Source organism: Carnobacterium iners (genome assembly GCF_900177385.1).
Taxonomy (GTDB): Bacteria; Bacillota; Bacilli; order Lactobacillales; family Carnobacteriaceae; genus Carnobacterium_A; species Carnobacterium_A iners.
Window position 1 is genome coordinate 710,990 of sequence record NZ_FXBJ01000002.1, and the last position, 22,027, is coordinate 733,016.

Consider the following 22,027-nt stretch of genomic DNA (forward strand, 5'->3'; position numbering starts at 1 on the left):
AAAACCAACGGCTATGAAACGAGAAGTTGCGACACACCCGGCCGCTTTGCCACGGCGAGTGCATCGGAAAATTTTCGTGGAGCAAAGTCTAATTTCTAAGACTAGGCGAAGGAGGGAAAATGATGGCAAAACAAAAAATTCGTATTCGTTTAAAAGCGTATGAACATCGCATTTTAGACCAAGCAGCGGAGAAGATTGTAGAAACAGCAAAAAGAACTGGTGCTAGCGTGTCTGGTCCAATTCCATTACCGACAGAAAGAAGTCTTTATACCGTGATTCGTGCGACTCATAAATATAAAGATTCTCGTGAGCAATTTGAAATGCTTACACATAAACGTGTGATTGATGTTATCAATCCAACACCTAAAACTGTTGACGCGTTAACAAAACTTGATCTACCGTCAGGCGTAGATATCGAAATTAAACTTTAATAAAAATTAAAAAAATGGAGGTGTACTCATGACCAAAGGAATCTTAGGCAAAAAAGTAGGGATGACACAAGTGTTTACTGAATCAGGCGAATTAATCCCTGTAACAGTTATCGAAGCAACACCAAACGTTGTTTTACAAGTTAAAACAATGGAAAATGATGGATACGAAGCAATTCAATTGGGTTACCAAGACAAACGCGAAGTATTATCAAACAAACCTGCAAAAGGACATGTAGCAAAAGCAAATACTGCTCCTAAGCGCTTCATTCGTGAATTTGACGATGTTGAGCTTAGTGAATACGAAGTGGGTAAAGAAATTCGTGTTGATAGTTTCAAAGCTGGAGACATCGTTAACGTTACGGGGACAACAAAAGGTAAAGGATTCCAAGGTGTTATCAAACGTCACGGACATAGTCGTGGACCAATGTCTCACGGATCCCGTCACCACCGTCGTCCTGGTTCATTGGGTGACGCTAACGCAGCGCGCGTATTTAAACAAACATTATTACCTGGACGTATGGGCGGAAACCGTATAACAATTCAAAACCTTGAAGTTGTACGTGTAGATCTAGAGAAAAATGTTATCCTTATTAAAGGTAATGTGCCAGGAGCTAAAAAATCCTTAATCCAAATTAAATCTGCTTTTGAAAAAGTAGCTAAATAATTAACTAAGAGAGGAGGAACAAGGAATGCCAAAATTAGCATTATACAAACAAGATGGTACTCAAAATGGTGAAGTTACTTTAAACGACGCTATCTTCGGTATCGAACCAAACGAAAACGTTGTGTTTGATGCAATCATCATGCAACGTGCTTCATTAAGACAAGGGAATCATGCAGTTAAAAACCGTAGCGCAGTCTCCGGTGGTGGACGTAAACCATGGCGTCAAAAAGGAACTGGTCGTGCCCGTGCAGGGTCAACTAGATCTCCTATCTGGCGTGGTGGTGGAATTGTCTTCGGACCGACTCCACGTTCATACAGCTACAAACTTCCTAAAAAAGTTCGTCGTTTAGCAATTAAATCTGTTCTTTCTACTAAAGTAATTGATCAAGATTTAATCATTGTTGACGCGTTGAACTTTGATGCACCAAAAACTAAAGAGTTTGCACAAGTGTTAAAAAATCTAAACGTTGATACAAAAGTATTAGTAGTTGTTGAAGACGGTAATGATTTTACAATGTTATCAGCACGTAATCTTCCAGGTGTTACAGTAGTAGCAACTGACAACATTAGTGTATTGGATGTTGTATCTCATAACAAAATGATTTTGACACAAACTGCTCTTACTAAGGTAGAGGAGGTTCTTCAATAATGGATGCACAAGACGTAATCAAGCGCCCGGTTATCACTGAAGCTTCAATGGTAGCTCAAGAGGACAAGAAATTTACTTTTGAAGTAGATGTCCGCGCTAGCAAAACAGAAGTAAAAAAAGCAGTTGAAGAGATTTTTGACGTTAAAGTTAGAAAAGTAAATATTATGAACGTACGCGGAAAGTTAAAGCGTCAAGGTAAATTTGCTGGTTACACAAAAAAACGTCGTAAAGCAATTGTATCATTAACAGCTGATTCTAAAGAAATCCAATTTTTTGAAGCGTAAGTAAAGCTTTAAAATAATATTCAGGAGGGAAAACACGTGGCGATTAGAAAGTATAAACCTACTACAAACGGTCGTCGTAATATGACTGGTTCAGATTTCGCTGAGATCACTTCAACAACACCTGAAAAGACTTTGTTGGAGCCGAAAAAGAGAAACGCTGGTCGTAATAACGATGGTAAAATTACTGTCCGTCACCGCGGTGGTGGCCATAAACGCAATTACCGTGTGATCGACTTTAAACGTAACAAAGACAATGTCATGGGAATTGTTAAAACAATCGAATACGATCCAAACCGTTCTGCAAACATTGCATTAGTGCAATACACAGATGGAATTAAGACGTATATCATTGCACCAAAAGGAATAGAAGTTGGACAACACCTATATTCTGGAGAAGAAGCAGATATCAAAATTGGTAATGCGTTGCCTTTAGCAAATATTCCTGTTGGTACTGTTATTCACAACATTGAGTTAAAACCTGGAAAAGGTGGACAATTAGTACGTTCAGCTGGAACTAACGCACAAGTGTTAGGTAAAGAAGGCAAATACGTGTTGGTTCGTTTAAACTCAGGCGAAGTTCGTATGATCTTATCAACTTGTCGCGCAACGATTGGTTCAGTTGGTAATGAGCAACACGAATTAATTAATATTGGTAAAGCTGGACGTTCACGTTGGTTAGGTAAACGCTCAACTGTTCGTGGATCAGTAATGAACCCGAATGATCACCCACACGGTGGTGGTGAAGGTAAAGCTCCAATCGGACATGCCGGTCCAATGACTCCATGGGGCAAGCCTGCTCTTGGATTGAAAACTCGTAACAAAAAAGCTCAATCAGATAAATTCATTGTACGTAGACGCAAGAAAAAATAATTTGAGTAAATCAGCGTAAGCTGGTTTACTACTAGCGGAAAGGAGGTCCAAACATGGGTCGTAGTCTTAAAAAAGGACCTTTTGTAGATGATCACTTGATGAAAAAAATGGACGCATTAGCTAAAAGCGAAAAGAAATCAGTTGTTAAAACTTGGTCTCGTCGTTCAACAATTTTCCCGAGTTTCGTAGGATACACAATTGCTGTCTATGATGGACGCAAGCATGTTCCTGTTTATGTACAAGAAGACATGGTCGGACACAAATTAGGCGAATTCGCACCAACAAGAACATACCGCGGTCACGCTGCGGATGATAAAAGAACTAGACGTTAATATCGAGGGGAGGTATACTCATGCAAGAACAAATTACAGAAGCTACAGCTACAGCAAAAACTGTTCGTATTGCACCTCGTAAAGTTCGTCTAGTTGTCGATCTTATTAGAGGAAAAAGTGTTGGAGAAGCTATTTCGATTTTGAAATTCACTCCACGCGGGGCATCACCAGTAGTTGAAAAAGTGCTAATGTCAGCTATAGCGAATGCAGAACACAACTACGATTTAGATGTAGAAAACTTGGTAGTTAGCGAAGCTTACGTTAACGAAGGCGCAACGATGAAACGTTTCCGCCCTCGTGCAAAAGGTTCAGCAGCACCAATCTTGAAGCGTACAAGCCATATTACAGTAGTGGTATCAGAGAAAAAGGAGGGATAATCTGTGGGTCAAAAAATTAATCCAACGGGCTTACGTATAGGCATAATTCGTGATTGGGATGCTAAATGGTATGCAGAAAAAGAATATGCTAACTATTTACATGAAGATCTACGTATCCGTGAATACATTGCTAAAAAACTTAGTGACGCTTCAATTTCTCAAATTGAAATAGAACGCGCTGCTAATCGTGTAAATGTTTCACTTCATACTGCTAAACCGGGCATGGTTATCGGTAAAGGTGGTTCAGAAGTTGATTCTCTACGCAAAAAATTAAACGAGCTTACAGGCAAACGTGTCCACATCAACATCGTGGAAATTAAAAATCCTGATTTAGATGCTAAATTAGTTGCAGAAGGTATTACTACTCAACTAGAAAGCCGTGTTGCTTTCCGTCGTGCTCAAAAACAAGCAATCCAACGCACAATGCGTTCTGGCGCTAAAGGAATTAAAACAATGGTTTCAGGTCGTTTAAACGGTGCAGATATCGCTCGTAGCGAAACTCACTCTGAAGGATCAGTTCCATTACACACATTGCGTGCCGATATCGACTACGCATGGGAAGAAGCAGATACTACTTATGGTAAATTGGGCGTTAAAGTCTGGATTTATCGTGGAGAAATTCTTCCAACAAAAAAGAACGCTGAGAAAGGAGGGAAATAATCATGTTAGTACCTAAACGCGTGAAATTCCGTCGTGAATTTAGAGGTAAAATGCGTGGCGAAGCTAAGGGTGGAAAAGAAGTTTCTTTTGGAGAATACGGCTTACAAGCTATCGATTCACAATGGATTACTAACCGCCAGATTGAAGCAGCACGTATAGCAATGACACGTTATATGAAACGTGGTGGGAAAGTATGGATTAAAATTTTCCCTCATAAATCATACACGTCTAAAGCAATCGGAGTACGTATGGGTTCCGGTAAAGGAGCTCCTGAAGGATGGGTAGCACCAGTTAAACGTGGAAAAATCATGTTTGAAGTTGGTGGCGTATCTGAAGAAGTAGCTCGTGAAGCATTACGTTTAGCTTCTCACAAATTACCCGTAAAAACGAAAATTGTAAAACGTACAGAAATTGGTGGTGAATCGAATGAAGGCTAATGAACTTAAAGAGTTATCCACTGCTGAAATGGTTGAAAAAGAGAAAGAATATAAATCTGAACTGTTCAACTTGCGATTCCAATTAGCAACAGGCCAATTAGAAAACACTTCTCGTTTAAGTGAAGTTCGCAAATCGATTGCACGCATTAAAACTGCGTTACGTCAAGCTGAGTTACAAAAATAGTTGACTAGCAAAGGAGGTTACCAAGCAATGAATGAAGAACGTAATCAACGTAAAGTTTATCAGGGCCGTGTTCTTTCAGATAAAATGGATAAGACAATTGTTGTCGTAACAGAAACTCAAAAAAGACATAGTAAATATGGTAAACGTGTTAAATACTCTAAAAAATATAAAGCACATGATGAAAACAATGTAGCCAAAATTGGCGATATCGTAAAAATTATGGAAACTCGTCCATTATCTGCTACTAAACATTTCCGTTTATTAGAAGTGGTACAAGAATCAGTTATTATCTAATTGACTTTAAAGATAAGAAGTCAATTTTTAAATCCGAAAGGAGGATACTATTGTGATCCAATCAGAATCCCGTCTAAAAGTTGCAGATAATTCAGGAGCACGTGAAGTGCTAGCTATTAAAGTACTTGGCGGTTCAGGCCGTAAAGTAGCTAATATTGGTGACGTAATCGTTTGTAGTGTGAAGAACGCTACACCAGGCGGCGTTGTCAAAAAAGGTGAAGTTGTTAAAGCTGTTATTGTTCGTACCAAAACTGGCGCTCGTCGTGCAGATGGTTCTTACATCAAATTTGACGAAAATGCTTGTGTAATCATTCGTGACGATAAAAGTCCGCGTGGAACACGTATCTTTGGACCTGTTGCACGTGAACTACGTGAGAACAATTTCATGAAAATCATTTCGTTAGCACCAGAAGTTTTATAATATCCAACCATCCACTATAAGGAGGTGCAAGAAAACATGTACATCAAATCAGGCGATAAAGTTAAAGTGATTACTGGTAAAGATAAAGGAAAAGAAGGCATTATTTTAAAAGCTTTCCCTAAAAAAGATCAAGTAATTGTTGAATCAATTAACATGGTGAAAAAACACCAAAAACCTAGTCAATTGAACCCACAAGGTGGCATTATTGAAATGGAAGCTCCAGTTCACGTTTCAAACGTTATGCTAATCGACGCTTCAACAGGCGAACCAACACGTGTTGGTTATAAAGTTGAAGATGGTAAAAAAGTACGTATTTCTAAAAAAACTGGTGAAGTTTTAGATAAATAAACTATAAGGAAGGAGGGACAATCCGAATGAACCGCCTTAAAGAAAAATATACGAATGAAATTACACCATCTATGATGGAAAAATTTGATTACAAATCAATTATGGAAACTCCAAAAGTTGACAAAATTATTATTAACATGGGTGTCGGTGATGCCGTATCAAACGCTAAAAACCTAGATAAAGCTGTTGAAGAATTAACCGCTATTTCTGGACAAAAACCAATGATTACTAAGGCTAAAAAATCAATCGCTGCTTTCCGTTTACGTGAAGGTATGCCAATTGGTACTAAAGTTACTTTACGTGGAGAAAGAATGTATGATTTCTTAGACAAATTAGTTACTGTTTCTCTTCCTCGTGTACGTGACTTCCACGGCGTAAGCAAAAAAGCTTTCGACGGACGTGGGAACTACACTTTAGGAGTTAAAGAACAATTAATTTTCTTAGAAGTTGACTACGACAAAGTAGACAAAGTTCGAGGAATGGATATTGTTATTGTAACAACTGCTAAAACAGATGAAGAATCACGCGAACTTTTAACACAACTTGGAATGCCATTCCAAAAATAGAAAAAGGAGGCGAACTACGTGGCTAAAAAATCAATGATTGCTAAGAACAAACGTCCTGCAAGACACTCAACTCAAGAGTACACCCGTTGCGAACGTTGTGGACGTCCACACTCAGTTTATCGTAAATTTAGACTTTGCCGTATTTGCTTCCGCGAACTTGCCTATAAAGGACAAATTCCCGGCGTGAAGAAAGCAAGCTGGTAAGACGATACTTGCATAAAGGAGGCTAAAAACAAATGGTCATGACAGATCCAATCGCAGATTTTCTAACTCGCATTCGTAATGCCAACATGGCACGTCACGAATCATTAGAATTGCCTGCTTCAAAAATCAAAAAAGACATTGCTGAAATTTTAAAACGTGAAGGTTTTATTAAAAATGTTGAATATATGGAAGATGACAAACAAGGTGTTATCCGCGTTTTCTTAAAATACGGAAAAAACAACGAACGTGTTATCACTGGATTGAAACGTATTTCTAAACCTGGTTTGCGTGTTTACGCTAAATCTGGTGAAGTGCCTAAAGTTCTTAACGGACTAGGTATTGCAATCGTATCAACTTCTGAAGGTGTATTCACAGATAAAGAAGCTAGATCTAAAAATGTTGGCGGAGAAATCTTAGCTTACATTTGGTAATATAGATAAATAAACAAGGAGGTGCACAGCTGTGAGCCGTATCGGTAATAAAACAATCACTGTCCCTGAAAACGTAACTGTTACTCGTAATGAGAACGAAGTTACCGTTAAAGGACCAAAAGGTGAGTTGACTCGCTCTTTCAGCCCTGTTATTACAATGACTGTAGATGGTAACGAGATTTCTTTTTCACGTCCTAACGACTTAAAAGAAAATCGTGCGATGCACGGAACAATGCGTGCTAACCTAAACAACATGATTGTTGGTGTAACTGTAGGTTTTGAAAAAGTTTTAGAATTAATTGGTGTAGGGTACCGTGCGCAATTGCAAGGCAACAAACTTGTAATGAACGTTGGTTACTCTCATCCTGTAGAATTCGATATTGAAGAAGGAATTACTGTTGAAGTTCCTGCAAATACTAAAGTTATCATTAAAGGATCAAATAAAGAACGCGTTGGCGAATTAGCTGCGAATATTCGCGCTATCCGTCCACCAGAACCTTACAAAGGCAAAGGAATTCGTTATGTTGGCGAAGTCGTACGTCGCAAAGAAGGTAAAACAGGTAAGTAATTCTTATTACTTAGCTGCTTAAAACTAACAAAAAAGAAAAAGAGGTGACAATTGTGATTAATAAACCAGACAAAAACAAAGTACGTTTGAAGAGACATTCACGTGTACGTTCAAAAATTTCTGGTACTGCAGAGTGCCCACGTTTAAACGTTTTTCGTTCTAATAAAAATATCTACGCTCAATTAATTGATGACGTAGCGGGTGTAACGCTAGCAAGCGCATCTTCATTCGACAATAAAGACATATCAGGCGAAACTAAAGTGAACCAAGCGACAGTTGTTGGGGAAACAATAGCTAAATCAGCCGTTGAAAAAGGAATTAAAAAAGTAGTCTTTGACCGTGGTGGATACCTTTACCATGGCCGTGTGCAAGCTTTAGCTGAAGCTGCTCGCGAAAATGGACTAGAATTTTAAAAAAAGGAGGAATACCACACATGGTTTACATCGATCCAACACAATTGGACTTAGAAGATCGCGTTGTTTCTATCAACCGCGTAACTAAAGTTGTAAAAGGTGGACGTCGTCTACGCTTTGCTGCATTAGTTGTTGTAGGAGATAAAAACGGACACGTAGGTTTCGGTACTGGTAAAGCTCAAGAAGTTCCAGAAGCTATCCGTAAGGCAATTGAAGACGCTAAAAAAAATCTTATTCAAGTGCCTATGGTAGACACTACGATTCCTCATCAAGTTATCGGACGCTACAGTGGCGGTAACATTTTAATGAAACCTGCTAAAGAAGGTTCTGGAGTATCTGCTGGCGGACCTGTCCGTGCAATCTTAGAACTTGCTGGAGTATCAGACATTACAAGTAAATCTTTAGGCTCAAGCACACCAATTAATATGGTTCGTGCAACAGTTGATGGTTTAATGCAATTAAAACGCGTTGAAGAAGTTGCAAGACTTCGTAATAAATCTGTAGAAGAAATTCTAGGATAAAAGGAGGACAATAAGAAATGGCTAATTTAGAAATCACTTTAAAACGTAGCGTTATCGGACGTCCTCAAAACCAACGTGATACAGTAAAAGCTTTAGGTTTGAGAAAAACCAATAGTTCTGTAGTAAAGCCTGCTAATGAAGCTATCATTGGTATGGTAAAAACAATTTCACATTTAGTGGACGTTAAAGAAGTCTAAAAAAGAACGAAATCTTTTATTGAAGGAGGTGCCCAATCTATATGAAACTTCATGAATTAAAATCTGCCGAAGGTTCTCGTAAAGAACGCAATCGCGTTGGTCGTGGATCTTCATCAGGCAATGGTAAAACTTCAGGTCGTGGTCAAAAAGGACAAAACTCACGTTCAGGTGGTGGCGTACGTCTAGGATTCGAAGGTGGACAAACACCATTGTTCCGTCGTTTACCAAAACGTGGATTTACGAACATCAACCGCAAAGAATATGCAATTGTCAACCTTGAAACATTAAACCGTTTTGAAGATGGTACAGAAGTAACACCAGCAATGTTGGTCGAATCTGGTATCATTAAAGCTGAAAAATCTGGGATTAAAGTTTTGGGTAACGGCCAAGTTGAACGTAAACTAACCGTTAAGGCAAGCAAATTCTCTCAAGCAGCTAAAGAAGCTATCGAAGCTGCTGGTGGTTCAATCGAGGTGATTTAATGTTCACACTATTGAAGGATGCTTTTCAAGCAAAGGACATTAGGAAAAAAATTCTATTTACTCTTGGTATTTTAGTTATCTTTCGCATAGGAACTCATTTAACGGTTCCTGGCGTAGATGCGTCAGCTTTAAAAGGACTTGCTGATTCGTCAAACGGCCTTTTCAGTTTATTAAATACCTTTGGTGGTGGAGCGCTAAGCAGCTATTCTATTTTTGCATTAGGTGTTTCTCCATATATTACGGCTTCGATCGTTATTCAACTACTACAAATGGATATTATTCCTAAGTTTGTGGAATGGGCAAAACAAGGTGAGGTAGGACGTAGAAAATTAAATCAAGTAACGAGATATGTCACAATCGGTTTAGCTTTTGTTCAAGCGATTGGTATCTCTTTTGGGTTTAATGCTTTAACAGGTACGGGATTGATTAAAGATCCGAGTGTATCTACTTATCTTTCTATTGCACTTATCCTTACCGCTGGAACAATGTTGGTTATGTGGATGGGTGAACAAATTACGGTTAAAGGTTTTGGTAATGGAACATCAATGATCATCTTTTCAGGGATTATTGCAAAAATACCATCAGACGTTGTAACATATTACAATACTCAAATCCGCAATGCAGGGGATGAACTTACAGTAGCCATTTTGTTTACAGTAGCTTTATTGATTGCCATTGCTGCAGTTGTAATTATCGTTATTTATATTGAAAATGCTAAACGTAAAATTCCTATACAGTACTCAAAACGAGCAACTGGTAGCAACCAAAGTTCGTTTTTGCCTTTAAAAGTTAACTCGGCTGGAGTTATTCCGGTTATCTTTGCAAGTTCGTTTATTACAACACCACAAACATTATTAGGGTTTCTTACACAGAGCAATATTGATGCCTCGTGGTTTAACGTTTTAAACACAGTTTTTAACTTGGAAGAACCAATTGGTGCAGCTTTGTATACATTGTTGATTGTGCTATTCACTTACTTCTATGCATTCATTCAAGTGAATCCAGAAAAAGTAGCTGAAAACTTACAAAAACAAGGTGGTTATATTCCAAGCGTGCGTCCTGGTAAACCAACACAAAACTTTATCTCAAGAACGTTAACGAACTTGAGTACAGTGGGTGCTATTTACCTAGGAGTAATCGCATTGCTGCCGATTATCGCTTCCAATTTATGGGATTTACCTTCTTCTCTAGCGCTAGGTGGAACCAGTCTATTAATTGTAGTTGGTGTTGCTTTAGATTCAGTTAGACAATTAGAAGGTCAAATGATTAAAAGAAGTTACCAAGGCTTTATACAATAAGAAGAACGTGTTGGGGATTATCCTCAACACCAATTCTTACATTAGTAGGAGGGAAAATGATGAATCTCATTTTAGTAGGTCTTCCTGGTGCAGGAAAAGGAACACAAGCTGAGAAAATTGTCGACACATACCATGTGCCACATATTTCAACCGGTGATATGTTTCGTGCTGCTATCAAAAATGAAACTGCCTTAGGAATAGAAGCAAAAACATTTATGGACAAAGGTGAATTAGTTCCTGATGAAGTGACAAACGGGATTGTAAAAGAACGTTTAGCTGAAGCAGATACAAAAGACGGCTTTTTATTAGATGGTTATCCAAGAACGCTTAACCAAGCGAACGTTTTGGAAGGAATTTTAAAGGATTTAAACAAGAAATTAGATGCTGTTGTTTACATTAACGTGAACAAAGACATTTTAATGGAACGTTTGACTGGAAGGATTATCTGTCGTTCATGTGGTGCAACTTATCATAAAGTCTACAACCCGCCAAAGGTTGAAGGTACGTGTGATCGTTGTGGTAAACATGAATTCTATCAAAGAGAAGACGATAAACCTGAAACCGTTGAAAACCGAATAAATGTTAACCTTGAATCTACAAATACTCTTGTAGACTTTTATTCAAAGCGCAATGTCTTGCATACCGTAAATGGTGAAGATGATTTTCAAGATGTGTTCAAAGATATTCAAACAATCATTTCTGATGTTGAATAAACTCAATACTAACTTGATTGAGACTAGTTTTGAGACGTTTTGAACAATATCTCGCATTAAAGTGGTTAGCAGAAATAAGCATAGCGATAGTCTGCAGCAAACTTGTTACTATATTGATTTTATGGTATAATGTGCCAGATGTTGATTCCTCAATACTGTTATGTTTTGATATAATTAATAGGTTAAGATGAAACAGAAAAGTGAGGGCTAATGCTGCTCACTGTTTATCGCGTTTAAAATGCGAAACACTTTTAAGGAGGTACTAGGCGTGGCGAAAGACGATGTCATTGAAATAGAAGGAACAGTCGTTGAAACTTTGCCGAATGCAATGTTTAAAGTTGAACTTGAAAATGGCCATATTGTATTGGCTCATGTTTCAGGGAAAATTCGGATGCACTATATTAGAATTCTGCCTGGAGACAAAGTAACAGTTGAATTGTCCCCATACGATCTAACCCGTGGTCGCATTACTTATCGCTTTAAATAATTGTACTCCGTCAATTAAAATAGGAGGTATAATTCATGAAAGTAAGACCATCAGTTAAGAAAATTTGTGATAAATGTAAAATTATCCGACGTAATGGTCGTGTTATGGTGATTTGTGAGAATCCTAAACACAAACAACGTCAAGGTTAATCAGTTAAATTAACAGGAGGTGTAAATAAATGGCTCGTATTGCTGGTGTAGATATTCCACGTGATAAACGTGTAGTAATTTCTTTAACATATATATTCGGAATCGGTAAAACAACAGCACAAAAAGTCTTAAAAGCTGCTGACGTTTCTGAAGAAATTCGTGTAATCAATTTAACAAATGATCAATTAGATGCTATTCGTGCAGAAATTGATAAATTAAAAATTGAAGGTGACCTTCGTCGTGAAGTAAGCCAAAATATTAAACGTTTGCTTGAAATTGGTTCATACAGAGGTATGCGTCACCGTCGTGGTTTACCCGTTCGTGGACAAAACACGAAAAATAACGCACGTACTCGTAAAGGCCCATCTAAATCAATCGCAGGTAAGAAAAAATAATAATTAAGTAAGGAGGTCAACCTTCATGGTAAAAAAAGTTGTACGTAAACGCCGTGTGAAAAAAAATATCGAAAGTGGGGTTGCTCACATTCGTTCTACTTTTAATAACACAATTGTAATGATCACAGATGTTCATGGTAACGCTATTGCATGGTCATCTGCTGGAGCTCTAGGTTTCCGTGGATCAAAAAAATCAACACCATTTGCAGCACAAATGGCTGCAGAAGCTGCAGCAAAAGTTTGTATGGAAAATGGTATGAAAACTGTAGAAGTAGCCGTTAAAGGTCCTGGTTCAGGTCGTGAAGCAGCTATCCGTTCTCTACAAGCAACTGGTTTAGAAGTTACTGCTATTCGTGACGTAACACCTATTCCTCATAATGGATGCCGCCCTCCTAAACGCCGTCGTGTATAATTGAGAGCTAGTTCGTTTTTTAGTTTTGCACTCGGTAACATGAACTTCACGTTTTGAAAGGGGTATAGATAGAATGATCGAAATTGAAAAGCCAAGAATCGAAACGATTGAGATCAGCGATGATGCTAAATTCGGCAAATTCGTTGTAGAGCCACTTGAACGCGGTTATGGAACTACGTTAGGAAATTCTCTACGTCGTATCTTGTTGTCTTCACTACCGGGAGCAGCAGTAACCACTATTCAAATCGATGGTATCTTACATGAATTTTCAGCTATTGATGGTGTTCTTGAAGATGTAACGTCAATTATTTTGAACGTGAAAAAACTTGCACTCAAGTTATATTCTGGTGAAGATAAAACGATTGAAATCGATGTAAATGGTCCAGCAATTGTAACAGCAGCCGATATCATTTATGATAGCGATGTTGAAATACTAAACCCTGATTTGTATATTTGTACAGTAGCAGAAGGTGCACGTTTCCACGTACGCATGACCGCTAAAACAGGTAGAGGTTACGCAAGAGCTGAACACAATAAACAAGATGATATGCCTATTGGTGTATTACCTGTCGATTCGATTTACACCCCAGTTAGTCGTGTAAACTACCAAGTAGAAAACGCACGAGTGGGTCAGAAAGATATTTTTGACAAATTAACACTTGATGTTTGGGCAGATGGTTCAATCAGTCCTGAAGAAGCTGTCAGTCTTGCAGCTAAAATTATGACAGAACACTTGAATATCTTTGTAAATCTAACTGACGAAGCTCGTAAGGCTGAAATCATGGTAGAAAAAGAAGAGACTCATAAAGAAAAAATGCTTGAAATGACAATAGAAGAACTAGATTTATCTGTACGTTCATACAATTGTTTGAAACGTGCTGGTATTAATTCTGTTCAAGAGTTGACTGACAAGTCTGAAGCTGAAATGATTAAAGTACGCAATCTAGGACGTAAATCACTTGAAGAAGTTAAGTATAAATTAGCTGAACTCAATTTAAATCTACGCCAAGACGATTAGTACTGTAACAAGGGAGGAAAATCAAAATGGGTTACCGTAAATTAGGCCGTACAAGCTCACAACGTAAAGCAATGTTACGTGATTTAACATCTGATTTAATCATTAACGAACGTATTGTAACAACTGAAGCTCGCGCTAAAGAAGTTCGCAAAACAACTGAAAAAATGATTACTTTAGGCAAAAAAGGCGACTTGCACGCACGTCGTCAAGCAGCAGCTTACATTCGTAATGAAGTAGCAGCTATTAAAGAAGAAGACGATGCAGTTGTCATCCAATCTGCTTTACAAAAATTATTTAGTGATATCGCACCTCGTTACGCTGAGCGTCAAGGCGGATACACGCGTATTATGAAAACAGAACCACGTCGCGGCGATGCTGCACCAATGGTTATTATTGAATTAGTTTAATTTCAGACATCGTTTTGTGACTTCAGTCAATAGAAACAATGCTTCTTAATTACACAACATTCAAACAAGTTTACTTTTTTGATGTATGTAAAGAGTGTTACGATGATGGAAAGCCATTTAGGTTTCTCCAAGTCTAGCTCGAAACTTCTCTTAGATGAAAATGGGTTTCATCTAAGAGAGGTAAATTCATCGAGGAAAGTGATTTTTTTTGTCTTAAAACAGGCAACAAATAAATGGGTTTGTCCCTTTATTTGTTGCCTGTTTTAGTATATAAAAATAAAAGAGTATACTATACTGATGAAGATAAAACGGGACAATATGATTTATTGCATGAAAGTTACTTTTTTGATAGTCTTATAGAGAACCGAAATTAATAAGAACGTGAGGAATGTTCAATGGATAAAGTTATAACGTTAAAAAACATTTCGTATCAATACCATACAACAGACACTAAGCCTGCTTTAAATAACATCTCACTCTCTATTGAGGCGGGAGAATGGGTAGCTATTATTGGCCATAATGGCTCTGGGAAGTCTACTTTAGCTAAAACAATTAACGGGTTAATTGCCCCTAACCAAGGTGAAGTAACGGTTGGTGGATTAATCTTGAGTGAACAAAACATTTGGGAAATCAGAAAATTAGTTGGGATGGTTTTCCAAAATCCTGATAATCAATTTGTTGGCTCTACCGTGCAAGATGATGTCGCATTTGGATTAGAAAATCAAGGTATTCCAAGAGATGAGATGATTGATCGTGTCATCGATGCAATTGAACGTGTAAAAATGACTGAATTTATAGAAAAAGAACCTGCTAGACTTTCTGGAGGACAAAAACAACGTGTAGCCATTGCTGGCGTAGTTGCTTTGCGTCCAGCTATTATTATTTTAGATGAAGCTACAAGTATGCTAGACCCACAAGGACGTCAAGAAGTTTTAACTACAGTCAAGGCCATTAAAGAAAAAGCAAACTTAACCGTTATTTCGATTACTCATGACATTGATGAAGCAGCTAATGCTAATCGAATTATGGTTATTAAAGATGGAGAATTAATCCAAGAAGGTACACCAGAGGAGATTTTTATGTCTGGTGAAAAATTAATTGAAATGGGATTAGATTTACCTTTTCCCGAAAAATTAAAATTATCTTTAAAGGAACGTGGCATTGATGTACCAGCAAATTATCTGACAGAAGAAGGGATGGTGGACTGGCTATGGACATTATTTTCGACAAAGTAGGCTACACGTACCAAAAAGGTACACCTTTTGAAAATCGTGCCTTATATGATATTGATATGATTATAAAAGAAGGCAGTTTTACTGCTTTAGTTGGTCATACAGGTAGTGGGAAATCGACTGTTTTACAACACTTGAATGCATTAATGAAACCTTCAGAAGGTACGGTAACAATAGGGGACCGAGTAATTACAACAGAAACGAACAATAAGAATCTTAAATCTATCCGTAAACAAGTGGGTATTGTTTTTCAATTTCCAGAAGCACAACTCTTTGAAGAAACGGTTGCAAAGGATATTGCTTTTGGTCCAAAAAACTTTGGTGCCCCCGATGAAGAAGCAACAGAACTAGCTAGAAAGATGCTTCCTTTAGTCGGCTTGGACGAAAGTTTCATGGAACGTTCACCGTTTGATTTATCTGGTGGACAGATGCGTCGAGTTGCGATTGCAGGTGTTTTAGCAATGGAGCCAACTATACTTGTTTTAGATGAACCAACTGCCGGTTTAGATCCACAAGGCCGCAGAGAAATGATGGATATGTTCTATCGTTTGCATAAAGAAAAAGGATTAACGATTGTTTTAGTGACACATTTAATGGATGACGTTGCAGATTATGCAGATCATATGATTATTTTAGAAAAAGGCACTGTCATTAAAGAAGGCACGCCACGCGAAATTTTCCAAGAAGAAGCATGGTTAAAATCAAAACAATTAGGTGTGCCGGCTGCAGTGTCCTTTAGCAATCGATTAGATGCCAAACTAGGCTTCTTGAACACTCAGTCTGCACTAACAGCTACAGAATTAGCTGATCTAATTGCTGAGCGCGTAAAGGCCTTAAAAGCAGGTGAAACTAAATGATGGGAAAATTGATTTTTGGCCGTTATATCCCTGGGGACTCGCTAATTCATAAATTGGACCCGAGAGCTAAGTTAATGGGCAGTATGTTTTTTATCGGGATTATCTTTTTAGCTAATAATTGGCAATCATATGGGTTATTATTTCTTTTTACCGTAGCTGTGATTTATCTCTCTAAAATAAAATTGAGCTTTTTTATTAACGGTGTTAAACCACTAATTTGGTTGATTTTATTTACGGTTATTTTACAAGTTTTATTTACAGGCGGCGGAACGATTTACTTTTCATGGGGCCCAATCACGGTATCTCAAGAAGGCATTTTAAACGGCGTATACATCTTTTGTCGTTTCGTGTTAATCATATTCATGTCGACGTTACTAACGCTAACAACGATGCCTCTTTCGCTTACAGATGCTATTGAGTTCTTGTTGCGTCCTTTGTTAGCAGTAAAAGTACCTGTTTATGAAATTGCGCTGATGCTATCTATTGCTTTGCGTTTTGTTCCAACATTAATGGACGAAACAGAAAAAATAATGAATGCGCAGCGTGCACGAGGAGTAGATTTTGGTGAAGGCAACATTTTTCAACAAATGAAAGCAATTGTACCGTTACTAATTCCTTTATTTGTGAGTTCGTTTAACCGAGCGGAAGAACTTGCAACAGCCATGGAAGCTCGTGGGTATCAAGGTGGCGAAGGTCGAAGCAAATACCGCTTGTTAAAATGGGAACCGCGTGACACATTTGTTATCATCGCCTATGCTCTTTTAACTATTGGGTTAATTATTTTAAGAAAATAAAGTAGGATAAAGACTTGTTCAATAATCAATCGAACAGTCTTTTTCTGTTTTGAAACGAAAACTAAATCTCTAGGAGTCAGATAAAATGAAAAAAAAACGTTATAAGATTATAATCCAATATGATGGAACGAATTTTAATGGTTTTCAAATTCAAGCTAAAGGCCGAACGGTTCAAGGTGAAATTCAAAGAGTTTTAAAAATCATGTCTAAAGGAATAGATATCAAAATACATGGTTCGGGTAGAACCGATTCAGGTGTACATGCGTTAGGACAAGTAATTCATTTTGATTACCCCTTTCCTATGCCAGTCGAAAATATGCAACGAGCGATGAATAGTCTAACAACCGATGAAATTGAAGTCTACCATGTTGAAATGGTCGATTCAGATTTTCACGCAAGGTATCTGGCAAAGGGGAAAAAATACATTTACCGAGTAGATACAAGTGAAAATACGAATCCATTTAAACGATTATATGCAAAGCACCACGAATACCCTATTAACTTACCTGTATTAAAACAAGCCTTAAAGGATATTGAAGGAACTCATGATTTTTCTAGTTTTTGTGCAACTAATAGTGGACGTGAAAATAAAGTCAGAACGGTTTATGAAGCAAGTGTGATAGAAGATAAAGAAAAAGGCGAATTAGTTTTTACATTTAGGGGAAATGGCTTTTTGTATAATATGGTTCGTATTTTTATTGGCACATTGCTTCAAATAGCGAATGGCAGAAGACCTGCTGACGATATGAAGCGCTTGTTAGAAGTTAAAGATCGCCGTCAAGCTGGTCCGACGGCCTCACCACAGGGACTGTATTTAGTTGAAGTTTTTTATGATAATAAAAAAGCAACGAAAGGTACAATTTTTGAAACGTTAGTAGCCGACAGAACGGAGAGATCTGATGACAATCCAAATACGACCAAGTCAGTGGTCTGATTATCCTGATTTGATTGCGATTGAAAATCAATTGTGGAATGAAAGCAATACACCACAGGTAGTTACGTATTCTTCACCAGAGGCTTATAAAGTACAGTACCCTGTTGGGACGCATTTAGTAGCCTTTAGCGAATCTGAAGAAAAAGTTGTTGGATTTATAGGCTTTCATCCTCCATCGCACTTAAAGGCCCATGAACGGACGTGGATAATTGATATAGGTGTAGATCCAACACTACAAAGCAGTGGAGTGGGTAAAAAGCTAGTAGATGCTGTTAAAGAAGCAGCAGCAAAAAAAGATATTCATAAATTAAGCCTACGCGTTTTAGGAACCAATCAACGGGCTGTTCAATTTTATCAAAAAAACGGTTTTGTTATTGAAGGAATCTTAAAAGAAGAATTTTGGTTAAATAATCGATTTGTAGACGATATTCTGATGAGTTTTACTTTGAAAAGTAAACTTAATTTGTTGTAATGCCGAAATGAGTACAAAGGTTCATCGAATAGAAACAGAAAAATAAATAAGAGAAAAGAATAAAAAATGAATAAGAAAATAATGGTCTTTTTTATCACAGTATTTATTTTAGGCGGTTGCAGCACACAAGCAGCTGAGGAATCAGTGGTAGAATCTTCTAATTCGGCTACTCAATCTAGTGAAGAAATTATGGCAGAAAGTGTAGCTGTTGAGAGTTCAGTAGTCACTGAATCTTTTACTCAAGAAGATGAAGATACGGCTCCGGTTAGTGAAGAAGCAGCAGCAATAGCTGAAAAGTAACGGACACAACTCAATATGAAGAGTCAGCCTATGCTAAAGATACAATTGAGTTGTCTCGTTATGAAAGTCGCTTACTAACAGATAACCAAGGAACACGCGTGATGCTGTTTTCAAAAAATAACGAGCAACTTTACAAAACAGTTCTTGTAAAAAATAATAACTGGTTAAAAGTAATCGATTTGAAAGCAGATAACCTAGTACTAGATGGAAAAATAAAGTAAGCTAAAAATAAAATAAAATAAAGCATTTAGAAACATTGACATTTATCTTTTAAAACGGTAAAATGTTAGATGGTATTGTTTGCCACCACATAATGAGCCCCGGAAACTTATATTGTGCTTCAAACAAACAGATAAGAATATGGAGGAATAAATCGTGCGTACAACTTATATGGCTAAACCTAGCGAAGTAGAACGTAAATGGTATGTGGTAGACGCAACCGATATCCCAATGGGACGTTTGTCTACTGTAGTAGCATCTATTCTACGCGGTAAAAATAAACCAACTTTCACACCCCACATTGACACTGGTGACTTTGTGATTGTTATTAATGCAGAAAAAATCAAATTAACTGGTAAAAAAGCAACGGACAAAATTTATTATCACCACACGGGTTTCATTGGTGGCATAAAGCAAGTCTCAGCTGGAGAATTACGTTCTAATAACCCACGTAAATTGATTGAAATGTCAGTTAAAGGCATGTTACCTAAAAACACTTTAGGCCGTGCACAAGGCATGAAATTACATGTTTACGCTGGTACAGAACATACTCACCAAGCACAACAACCAGAAGTATTAGACATTACTAACCTAATTTAAGGAGGGAAATTCTTTGGCACAAGTACAATATACCGGCACAGGCCGTCGTAAAAACTCAACAGCTCGCGTACGTTTAGTACCCGGAACTGGTAAAATTATCATGAACAAAAAAGACATTACTGAATACATGCCTTTCCCATATCTTTATGTAATCGTTAAACAACCTTTAGCAGTTACAGAAACAATGGAAAACTATGACATTCACGTAAATGTAAATGGCGGTGGATATACTGGACAAGCTGGCGCTACACGTCACGGTATCGCTCGCGCGTTACTACAAGTAGATCCAGATTTCCGTGCTCCTTTAAAAGCTGCAGGCCTATTAACACGTGACCCACGTATGGTTGAACGTAAGAAACCAGGTCTTAAAAAAGCTCGTAAAGCTTCACAATTCTCAAAACGTTAATTCGTTATTATATCAACGTTTCAAGACATCTTCCATTTATTTGGAGGATGTTTTTTGTTCGCCCAGCATGGGCAAACTCTAACAGGTGAAAGTCCTGAGTGCGACCGATTAGCGGTAAGCATGTAGCTAAAAGCAAGGGTGTCCACCGTGAGGTGGAATCTGAAGGAAGCTCGAGGCAAATCTCTGGTCTGACGAACAGAAATCATATAGGAGGCAGTGCACGAGGATAAGGTTGCAAAAGAAGCTGAAGTCCAATAGCTAATGTATCAATCGTGTGATGTAGATATGGCAGATAGATGGAGAGAAAGAGTTCGCACCTTAACTGGGGAGGTCTTCTGTTCTTATTTCAAAAACTTGTAGTGATACAAGCCTGAGACAGGAGAAGTCAGCAGAAGCCGTAGTAGTGAAGACAGCTAGTGAAAGTTAGACAGAGCGAAGGGCTGAACCGTTTTATCGTTATGGAAATCAATATTGGAAGAGGAAATAGACCGCTGGTCAAAAGACGAGAAAGTGGATACCGACTTCACGAGAAGGAAAGGAAATAACAAACATGTATGAAAGAAAAATCCTTGAGCGTATCTTAGATAAAGAGAATTTGACTGTAGCATTCGAACAAGTAAGACGAAATAAAGGTGTCGCAGGTGTGGATGGCATGACAATTGACGAGCTAGGAATATATTTTCTTCGAAACAAAGAAGAAGTTATGGCTCAGATTCGTCAAAGAAACTACCAAACCTCACCCGTTCTTCGAGTGGAGATTCCTAAACCAAATGGTGGTGTTCGTTTACTAGGAATCCCGACAGTTAAAGACCGTATGATTCAACAAGCCATTGCACAAGTATTGACTCCCTTATTCGATAAAGGTTTTAGTAACTATAGTTACGGTTTTCGACCAAACCGGCAAGCTGAAATGGCGATTAATCAGGCGTTAGTGTACTTCAATGAAGGATATGACTGGATTGTTGATATCGATCTTGAACGTTTCTTTGATACGGTGCAATATGACCGATTGATGAATTTAGTCTCTAGAACAATCTCCGATGGAGATGTAATTTCGCTGATTCGTAAATTTCTTGTCAGTGGAGTACAAGTTAATGGGATTATTCAAGATACTAGCATTGGAACTCCGCAAGGAGGGAACCTTTCACCGCTATTGAGCAATATCATGCTTAATGAACTTGATAAGGAACTGGAAAAACGAAACCTCCGTTTCGTTCGTTACGCTGATGATTGTATCATTATGGTTAAGAGTGAAATGTCAGCGAGAAGAGTGATGCGTTCCGTTACAAAATTTATCGAAGAAAAGTTAGGATTGATTGTTAATAGTACAAAATCTAAGATTACGAAGCCAAATAATCCAGAAATGAAATTTTTAGGATTCGGTTTTTACCGAGATTTTAATAAGAAAACCTATCAAGCGAAACCACATAAAATCTCAGTAGAAAACTTTCGATATAAACTTAAAGTACTTACACGTAAGAATTGGAGTATTGATACGAAATATCAAGTGGAACGACTGAATCAAGTGATTCGAGGGTGGATAAACTACTATAAAATAGGTTCAATGAAAAGCATTTTAAAGAAAATTGACTCTCATTTGAGAGTCCGTCTCAGAATGTGTATTTGGCATAAATGGAAAACAGCTAAGAATCGGCGAAAGAACTTAATAAAATTAGGGATGGACAAATACAGTGCCTATAAAAATAGTCACACTAGTAAGGGTGTCGTACGTATTGCCTATTCTTGGATTTTAACAACGACTATCACAAACAAGAGACTTGCCCAATTTGGCCTAGTCTCTTGTGTAGAGCATTACGATAAAATACATGTTTAGTATAAAATGGAACCGCCGTATACCGAACGGTACGTACGGTGGTGTGAGAGGTCGGAGCCGTGAGGCTCCTCCTACTCGATTTGTTTTTTAGAATATATTATTGAGATTATACTTTTTTGTAAACCTGATTAAAATTATTATATATATCTCAGTACTTGAGTGATTCA

At 37.8% G+C, this 22,027-nt stretch carries 39 protein-coding genes; all 39 read left to right on the forward strand.

What is annotated here, in order from left to right; genetic code table 11:
• The first annotated feature begins 122 nt into the window (after positions 1-122).
• The 39 genes from rpsJ (at position 123) to ltrA (ending at position 21,860) form a co-directional block, all read left to right on the forward strand.
• Entirely contained in the window at positions 123-431 is a 309-nt protein-coding gene (gene rpsJ / locus B9Y54_RS03585; RefSeq protein ID WP_085558999.1) for a 30S ribosomal protein S10, read from the forward strand.
• 28 nt (positions 432-459) lie between these two features.
• On the forward strand, positions 460-1,095 hold the full coding sequence (gene rplC, locus B9Y54_RS03590; RefSeq protein WP_085559000.1) for a 50S ribosomal protein L3: 636 nt from the start codon (positions 460-462) through the stop codon (positions 1,093-1,095).
• 25 nt (positions 1,096-1,120) lie between these two features.
• The gene (gene rplD / locus B9Y54_RS03595) at positions 1,121-1,744 is read left to right on the forward strand and encodes a 50S ribosomal protein L4 (protein WP_085559001.1); all 624 of its coding nucleotides are present in this window, start codon (positions 1,121-1,123) and stop codon (positions 1,742-1,744) included.
• The gene (gene rplW / locus B9Y54_RS03600; RefSeq protein ID WP_085559002.1) at positions 1,744-2,028 is read left to right on the forward strand and encodes a 50S ribosomal protein L23; all 285 of its coding nucleotides are present in this window, start codon (positions 1,744-1,746) and stop codon (positions 2,026-2,028) included. The genes rplD and rplW overlap by 1 nt, the downstream gene beginning before the upstream one ends.
• A gap of 36 nt (positions 2,029-2,064) precedes the next feature.
• The gene (rplB, locus tag B9Y54_RS03605; protein WP_085559003.1) at positions 2,065-2,898 is read left to right on the forward strand and encodes a 50S ribosomal protein L2; all 834 of its coding nucleotides are present in this window, start codon (positions 2,065-2,067) and stop codon (positions 2,896-2,898) included.
• 53 nt (positions 2,899-2,951) lie between these two features.
• Positions 2,952-3,230, forward strand: a complete 279-nt coding sequence (gene rpsS, locus B9Y54_RS03610) for a 30S ribosomal protein S19 (protein ID WP_085559004.1) — start codon at positions 2,952-2,954, stop codon at positions 3,228-3,230.
• Between the two features lie 20 nt (positions 3,231-3,250).
• Positions 3,251-3,607, forward strand: a complete 357-nt coding sequence (rplV, locus tag B9Y54_RS03615) for a 50S ribosomal protein L22 (protein ID WP_085559005.1) — start codon at positions 3,251-3,253, stop codon at positions 3,605-3,607.
• A gap of 3 nt (positions 3,608-3,610) precedes the next feature.
• On the forward strand, positions 3,611-4,267 hold the full coding sequence (rpsC, locus tag B9Y54_RS03620) for a 30S ribosomal protein S3 (RefSeq protein ID WP_085559006.1): 657 nt from the start codon (positions 3,611-3,613) through the stop codon (positions 4,265-4,267).
• A 2-nt stretch (positions 4,268-4,269) separates the two neighbouring features.
• On the forward strand, positions 4,270-4,704 hold the full coding sequence (rplP, locus tag B9Y54_RS03625) for a 50S ribosomal protein L16 (RefSeq protein ID WP_085559007.1): 435 nt from the start codon (positions 4,270-4,272) through the stop codon (positions 4,702-4,704).
• Positions 4,694-4,888, forward strand: coding sequence for a 50S ribosomal protein L29 (gene rpmC / locus B9Y54_RS03630; RefSeq protein WP_034551718.1), 195 nt, complete (start codon positions 4,694-4,696; stop codon positions 4,886-4,888). Before rplP ends, rpmC begins: the two co-directional genes overlap by 11 nt.
• Before the next feature lie 27 nt (positions 4,889-4,915).
• Complete coding sequence (gene rpsQ / locus B9Y54_RS03635) at positions 4,916-5,182, forward strand: 30S ribosomal protein S17 (RefSeq protein WP_085559008.1); 267 nt, start codon at positions 4,916-4,918, stop codon at positions 5,180-5,182.
• A 52-nt stretch (positions 5,183-5,234) separates the two neighbouring features.
• Positions 5,235-5,603 carry a 50S ribosomal protein L14 gene (gene rplN, locus B9Y54_RS03640; RefSeq protein WP_085559009.1) on the forward strand — a complete coding sequence of 123 codons (369 nt, stop codon included), beginning with the start codon at positions 5,235-5,237 and terminating at the stop codon, positions 5,601-5,603.
• Positions 5,604-5,639: 36 nt separating this feature from the next.
• Positions 5,640-5,951, forward strand: a complete 312-nt coding sequence (gene rplX / locus B9Y54_RS03645) for a 50S ribosomal protein L24 (RefSeq protein ID WP_085559010.1) — start codon at positions 5,640-5,642, stop codon at positions 5,949-5,951.
• A gap of 26 nt (positions 5,952-5,977) precedes the next feature.
• Complete coding sequence (gene rplE / locus B9Y54_RS03650; RefSeq protein ID WP_085559011.1) at positions 5,978-6,517, forward strand: 50S ribosomal protein L5; 540 nt, start codon at positions 5,978-5,980, stop codon at positions 6,515-6,517.
• 18 nt (positions 6,518-6,535) lie between these two features.
• Complete coding sequence (locus B9Y54_RS03655) at positions 6,536-6,721, forward strand: type Z 30S ribosomal protein S14 (RefSeq protein WP_085559012.1); 186 nt, start codon at positions 6,536-6,538, stop codon at positions 6,719-6,721.
• A gap of 32 nt (positions 6,722-6,753) precedes the next feature.
• The gene (gene rpsH / locus B9Y54_RS03660) at positions 6,754-7,152 is read left to right on the forward strand and encodes a 30S ribosomal protein S8 (protein ID WP_085559013.1); all 399 of its coding nucleotides are present in this window, start codon (positions 6,754-6,756) and stop codon (positions 7,150-7,152) included.
• Positions 7,153-7,183: 31 nt separating this feature from the next.
• Positions 7,184-7,720 (forward strand): 50S ribosomal protein L6, encoded by a 537-nt coding sequence (gene rplF, locus B9Y54_RS03665; RefSeq protein ID WP_085559014.1) that lies wholly within the window; start codon positions 7,184-7,186, stop codon positions 7,718-7,720.
• 53 nt (positions 7,721-7,773) lie between these two features.
• On the forward strand, positions 7,774-8,133 hold the full coding sequence (gene rplR, locus B9Y54_RS03670; RefSeq protein WP_085559015.1) for a 50S ribosomal protein L18: 360 nt from the start codon (positions 7,774-7,776) through the stop codon (positions 8,131-8,133).
• Between the two features lie 20 nt (positions 8,134-8,153).
• Complete coding sequence (gene rpsE / locus B9Y54_RS03675) at positions 8,154-8,654, forward strand: 30S ribosomal protein S5 (RefSeq protein WP_085559016.1); 501 nt, start codon at positions 8,154-8,156, stop codon at positions 8,652-8,654.
• Positions 8,655-8,671: 17 nt separating this feature from the next.
• Positions 8,672-8,851 carry a 50S ribosomal protein L30 gene (rpmD, locus tag B9Y54_RS03680; protein WP_085559017.1) on the forward strand — a complete coding sequence of 60 codons (180 nt, stop codon included), beginning with the start codon at positions 8,672-8,674 and terminating at the stop codon, positions 8,849-8,851.
• Positions 8,852-8,892: 41 nt separating this feature from the next.
• Entirely contained in the window at positions 8,893-9,333 is a 441-nt protein-coding gene (gene rplO, locus B9Y54_RS03685) for a 50S ribosomal protein L15 (protein WP_085559018.1), read from the forward strand.
• Positions 9,333-10,631: a preprotein translocase subunit SecY gene (gene secY / locus B9Y54_RS03690; RefSeq protein WP_085559019.1), complete on the forward strand. Its 1,299-nt coding sequence runs from the start codon at positions 9,333-9,335 to the stop codon at positions 10,629-10,631. The genes rplO and secY overlap by 1 nt, the downstream gene beginning before the upstream one ends.
• Positions 10,632-10,690: 59 nt before the next feature.
• On the forward strand, positions 10,691-11,344 hold the full coding sequence (locus B9Y54_RS03695) for an adenylate kinase (RefSeq protein WP_085559020.1): 654 nt from the start codon (positions 10,691-10,693) through the stop codon (positions 11,342-11,344).
• Positions 11,345-11,612: 268 nt separating this feature from the next.
• The gene (infA, locus tag B9Y54_RS03700; RefSeq protein ID WP_034551736.1) at positions 11,613-11,831 is read left to right on the forward strand and encodes a translation initiation factor IF-1; all 219 of its coding nucleotides are present in this window, start codon (positions 11,613-11,615) and stop codon (positions 11,829-11,831) included.
• Positions 11,832-11,866: 35 nt separating this feature from the next.
• Positions 11,867-11,980, forward strand: coding sequence for a 50S ribosomal protein L36 (rpmJ, locus tag B9Y54_RS03705; RefSeq protein ID WP_047393235.1), 114 nt, complete (start codon positions 11,867-11,869; stop codon positions 11,978-11,980).
• A gap of 29 nt (positions 11,981-12,009) precedes the next feature.
• Positions 12,010-12,375 (forward strand): 30S ribosomal protein S13, encoded by a 366-nt coding sequence (rpsM, locus tag B9Y54_RS03710; protein ID WP_085559021.1) that lies wholly within the window; start codon positions 12,010-12,012, stop codon positions 12,373-12,375.
• A 25-nt stretch (positions 12,376-12,400) separates the two neighbouring features.
• Complete coding sequence (gene rpsK / locus B9Y54_RS03715) at positions 12,401-12,787, forward strand: 30S ribosomal protein S11 (protein WP_085559022.1); 387 nt, start codon at positions 12,401-12,403, stop codon at positions 12,785-12,787.
• A 73-nt stretch (positions 12,788-12,860) separates the two neighbouring features.
• Positions 12,861-13,805, forward strand: a complete 945-nt coding sequence (locus B9Y54_RS03720; RefSeq protein ID WP_085559023.1) for a DNA-directed RNA polymerase subunit alpha — start codon at positions 12,861-12,863, stop codon at positions 13,803-13,805.
• Positions 13,806-13,831: 26 nt separating this feature from the next.
• Positions 13,832-14,212 (forward strand): 50S ribosomal protein L17, encoded by a 381-nt coding sequence (rplQ, locus tag B9Y54_RS03725; protein WP_034551741.1) that lies wholly within the window; start codon positions 13,832-13,834, stop codon positions 14,210-14,212.
• A 395-nt stretch (positions 14,213-14,607) separates the two neighbouring features.
• Positions 14,608-15,447: an energy-coupling factor ABC transporter ATP-binding protein gene (locus B9Y54_RS03730; protein ID WP_085559024.1), complete on the forward strand. Its 840-nt coding sequence runs from the start codon at positions 14,608-14,610 to the stop codon at positions 15,445-15,447.
• Positions 15,423-16,301 carry an energy-coupling factor ABC transporter ATP-binding protein gene (locus B9Y54_RS03735; RefSeq protein ID WP_085559025.1) on the forward strand — a complete coding sequence of 293 codons (879 nt, stop codon included), beginning with the start codon at positions 15,423-15,425 and terminating at the stop codon, positions 16,299-16,301. Before B9Y54_RS03730 ends, B9Y54_RS03735 begins: the two co-directional genes overlap by 25 nt.
• Positions 16,298-17,095 (forward strand): energy-coupling factor transporter transmembrane component T family protein, encoded by a 798-nt coding sequence (locus B9Y54_RS03740; protein WP_085559026.1) that lies wholly within the window; start codon positions 16,298-16,300, stop codon positions 17,093-17,095. The genes B9Y54_RS03735 and B9Y54_RS03740 overlap by 4 nt, the downstream gene beginning before the upstream one ends.
• 85 nt (positions 17,096-17,180) lie before the next feature.
• A complete protein-coding gene (gene truA, locus B9Y54_RS03745) occupies positions 17,181-18,029 on the forward strand; it encodes a tRNA pseudouridine(38-40) synthase TruA (protein WP_085559027.1) in 849 nt (282 codons plus the stop codon).
• The gene (locus tag B9Y54_RS03750; RefSeq protein WP_085559028.1) at positions 17,995-18,501 is read left to right on the forward strand and encodes a GNAT family N-acetyltransferase; all 507 of its coding nucleotides are present in this window, start codon (positions 17,995-17,997) and stop codon (positions 18,499-18,501) included. The genes truA and B9Y54_RS03750 overlap by 35 nt, the downstream gene beginning before the upstream one ends.
• 66 nt (positions 18,502-18,567) lie before the next feature.
• The gene (locus tag B9Y54_RS03755) at positions 18,568-18,801 is read left to right on the forward strand and encodes a hypothetical protein (RefSeq protein ID WP_085559029.1); all 234 of its coding nucleotides are present in this window, start codon (positions 18,568-18,570) and stop codon (positions 18,799-18,801) included.
• Between the two features lie 50 nt (positions 18,802-18,851).
• On the forward strand, positions 18,852-19,022 hold the full coding sequence (locus B9Y54_RS12280; RefSeq protein WP_159446046.1) for a hypothetical protein: 171 nt from the start codon (positions 18,852-18,854) through the stop codon (positions 19,020-19,022).
• Positions 19,023-19,176: 154 nt separating this feature from the next.
• Positions 19,177-19,620, forward strand: coding sequence for a 50S ribosomal protein L13 (gene rplM, locus B9Y54_RS03760; RefSeq protein WP_085559030.1), 444 nt, complete (start codon positions 19,177-19,179; stop codon positions 19,618-19,620).
• A gap of 13 nt (positions 19,621-19,633) precedes the next feature.
• Complete coding sequence (gene rpsI / locus B9Y54_RS03765; RefSeq protein WP_034551750.1) at positions 19,634-20,026, forward strand: 30S ribosomal protein S9; 393 nt, start codon at positions 19,634-19,636, stop codon at positions 20,024-20,026.
• A 550-nt stretch (positions 20,027-20,576) separates the two neighbouring features.
• Positions 20,577-21,860 carry a group II intron reverse transcriptase/maturase gene (ltrA, locus tag B9Y54_RS03775; protein WP_085559032.1) on the forward strand — a complete coding sequence of 428 codons (1,284 nt, stop codon included), beginning with the start codon at positions 20,577-20,579 and terminating at the stop codon, positions 21,858-21,860.
• The last annotated feature ends 167 nt before the right edge of the window (positions 21,861-22,027 follow it).

Coding starts and splice junctions, on each gene's coding strand:
- rpsJ (WP_085558999.1), top strand. CDS start 123: ATGGCAAAACAAAAAATTCGTATTCGTTTAAAAGCGTATGAACATCGC.
- rplC (WP_085559000.1), top strand. CDS start 460: ATGACCAAAGGAATCTTAGGCAAAAAAGTAGGGATGACACAAGTGTTT.
- rplD (WP_085559001.1), top strand. CDS start 1,121: ATGCCAAAATTAGCATTATACAAACAAGATGGTACTCAAAATGGTGAA.
- rplW (WP_085559002.1), top strand. CDS start 1,744: ATGGATGCACAAGACGTAATCAAGCGCCCGGTTATCACTGAAGCTTCA.
- rpsS (WP_085559004.1), top strand. CDS start 2,952: ATGGGTCGTAGTCTTAAAAAAGGACCTTTTGTAGATGATCACTTGATG.
- rplV (WP_085559005.1), top strand. CDS start 3,251: ATGCAAGAACAAATTACAGAAGCTACAGCTACAGCAAAAACTGTTCGT.
- rplP (WP_085559007.1), top strand. CDS start 4,270: ATGTTAGTACCTAAACGCGTGAAATTCCGTCGTGAATTTAGAGGTAAA.
- rpmC (WP_034551718.1), top strand. CDS start 4,694: ATGAAGGCTAATGAACTTAAAGAGTTATCCACTGCTGAAATGGTTGAA.
- rpsQ (WP_085559008.1), top strand. CDS start 4,916: ATGAATGAAGAACGTAATCAACGTAAAGTTTATCAGGGCCGTGTTCTT.
- rplX (WP_085559010.1), top strand. CDS start 5,640: ATGTACATCAAATCAGGCGATAAAGTTAAAGTGATTACTGGTAAAGAT.
- rplE (WP_085559011.1), top strand. CDS start 5,978: ATGAACCGCCTTAAAGAAAAATATACGAATGAAATTACACCATCTATG.
- rpsH (WP_085559013.1), top strand. CDS start 6,754: ATGGTCATGACAGATCCAATCGCAGATTTTCTAACTCGCATTCGTAAT.
- rpsE (WP_085559016.1), top strand. CDS start 8,154: ATGGTTTACATCGATCCAACACAATTGGACTTAGAAGATCGCGTTGTT.
- rpmD (WP_085559017.1), top strand. CDS start 8,672: ATGGCTAATTTAGAAATCACTTTAAAACGTAGCGTTATCGGACGTCCT.
- rplO (WP_085559018.1), top strand. CDS start 8,893: ATGAAACTTCATGAATTAAAATCTGCCGAAGGTTCTCGTAAAGAACGC.
- secY (WP_085559019.1), top strand. CDS start 9,333: ATGTTCACACTATTGAAGGATGCTTTTCAAGCAAAGGACATTAGGAAA.
- B9Y54_RS03695 (WP_085559020.1), top strand. CDS start 10,691: ATGAATCTCATTTTAGTAGGTCTTCCTGGTGCAGGAAAAGGAACACAA.
- rpmJ (WP_047393235.1), top strand. CDS start 11,867: ATGAAAGTAAGACCATCAGTTAAGAAAATTTGTGATAAATGTAAAATT.
- rpsM (WP_085559021.1), top strand. CDS start 12,010: ATGGCTCGTATTGCTGGTGTAGATATTCCACGTGATAAACGTGTAGTA.
- rpsK (WP_085559022.1), top strand. CDS start 12,401: ATGGTAAAAAAAGTTGTACGTAAACGCCGTGTGAAAAAAAATATCGAA.
- B9Y54_RS03720 (WP_085559023.1), top strand. CDS start 12,861: ATGATCGAAATTGAAAAGCCAAGAATCGAAACGATTGAGATCAGCGAT.
- rplQ (WP_034551741.1), top strand. CDS start 13,832: ATGGGTTACCGTAAATTAGGCCGTACAAGCTCACAACGTAAAGCAATG.
- B9Y54_RS03730 (WP_085559024.1), top strand. CDS start 14,608: ATGGATAAAGTTATAACGTTAAAAAACATTTCGTATCAATACCATACA.
- B9Y54_RS03735 (WP_085559025.1), top strand. CDS start 15,423: ATGGACATTATTTTCGACAAAGTAGGCTACACGTACCAAAAAGGTACA.
- B9Y54_RS03740 (WP_085559026.1), top strand. CDS start 16,298: ATGATGGGAAAATTGATTTTTGGCCGTTATATCCCTGGGGACTCGCTA.
- truA (WP_085559027.1), top strand. CDS start 17,181: ATGAAAAAAAAACGTTATAAGATTATAATCCAATATGATGGAACGAAT.
- B9Y54_RS03750 (WP_085559028.1), top strand. CDS start 17,995: ATGACAATCCAAATACGACCAAGTCAGTGGTCTGATTATCCTGATTTG.
- B9Y54_RS03755 (WP_085559029.1), top strand. CDS start 18,568: ATGAATAAGAAAATAATGGTCTTTTTTATCACAGTATTTATTTTAGGC.
- ltrA (WP_085559032.1), top strand. CDS start 20,577: ATGTATGAAAGAAAAATCCTTGAGCGTATCTTAGATAAAGAGAATTTG.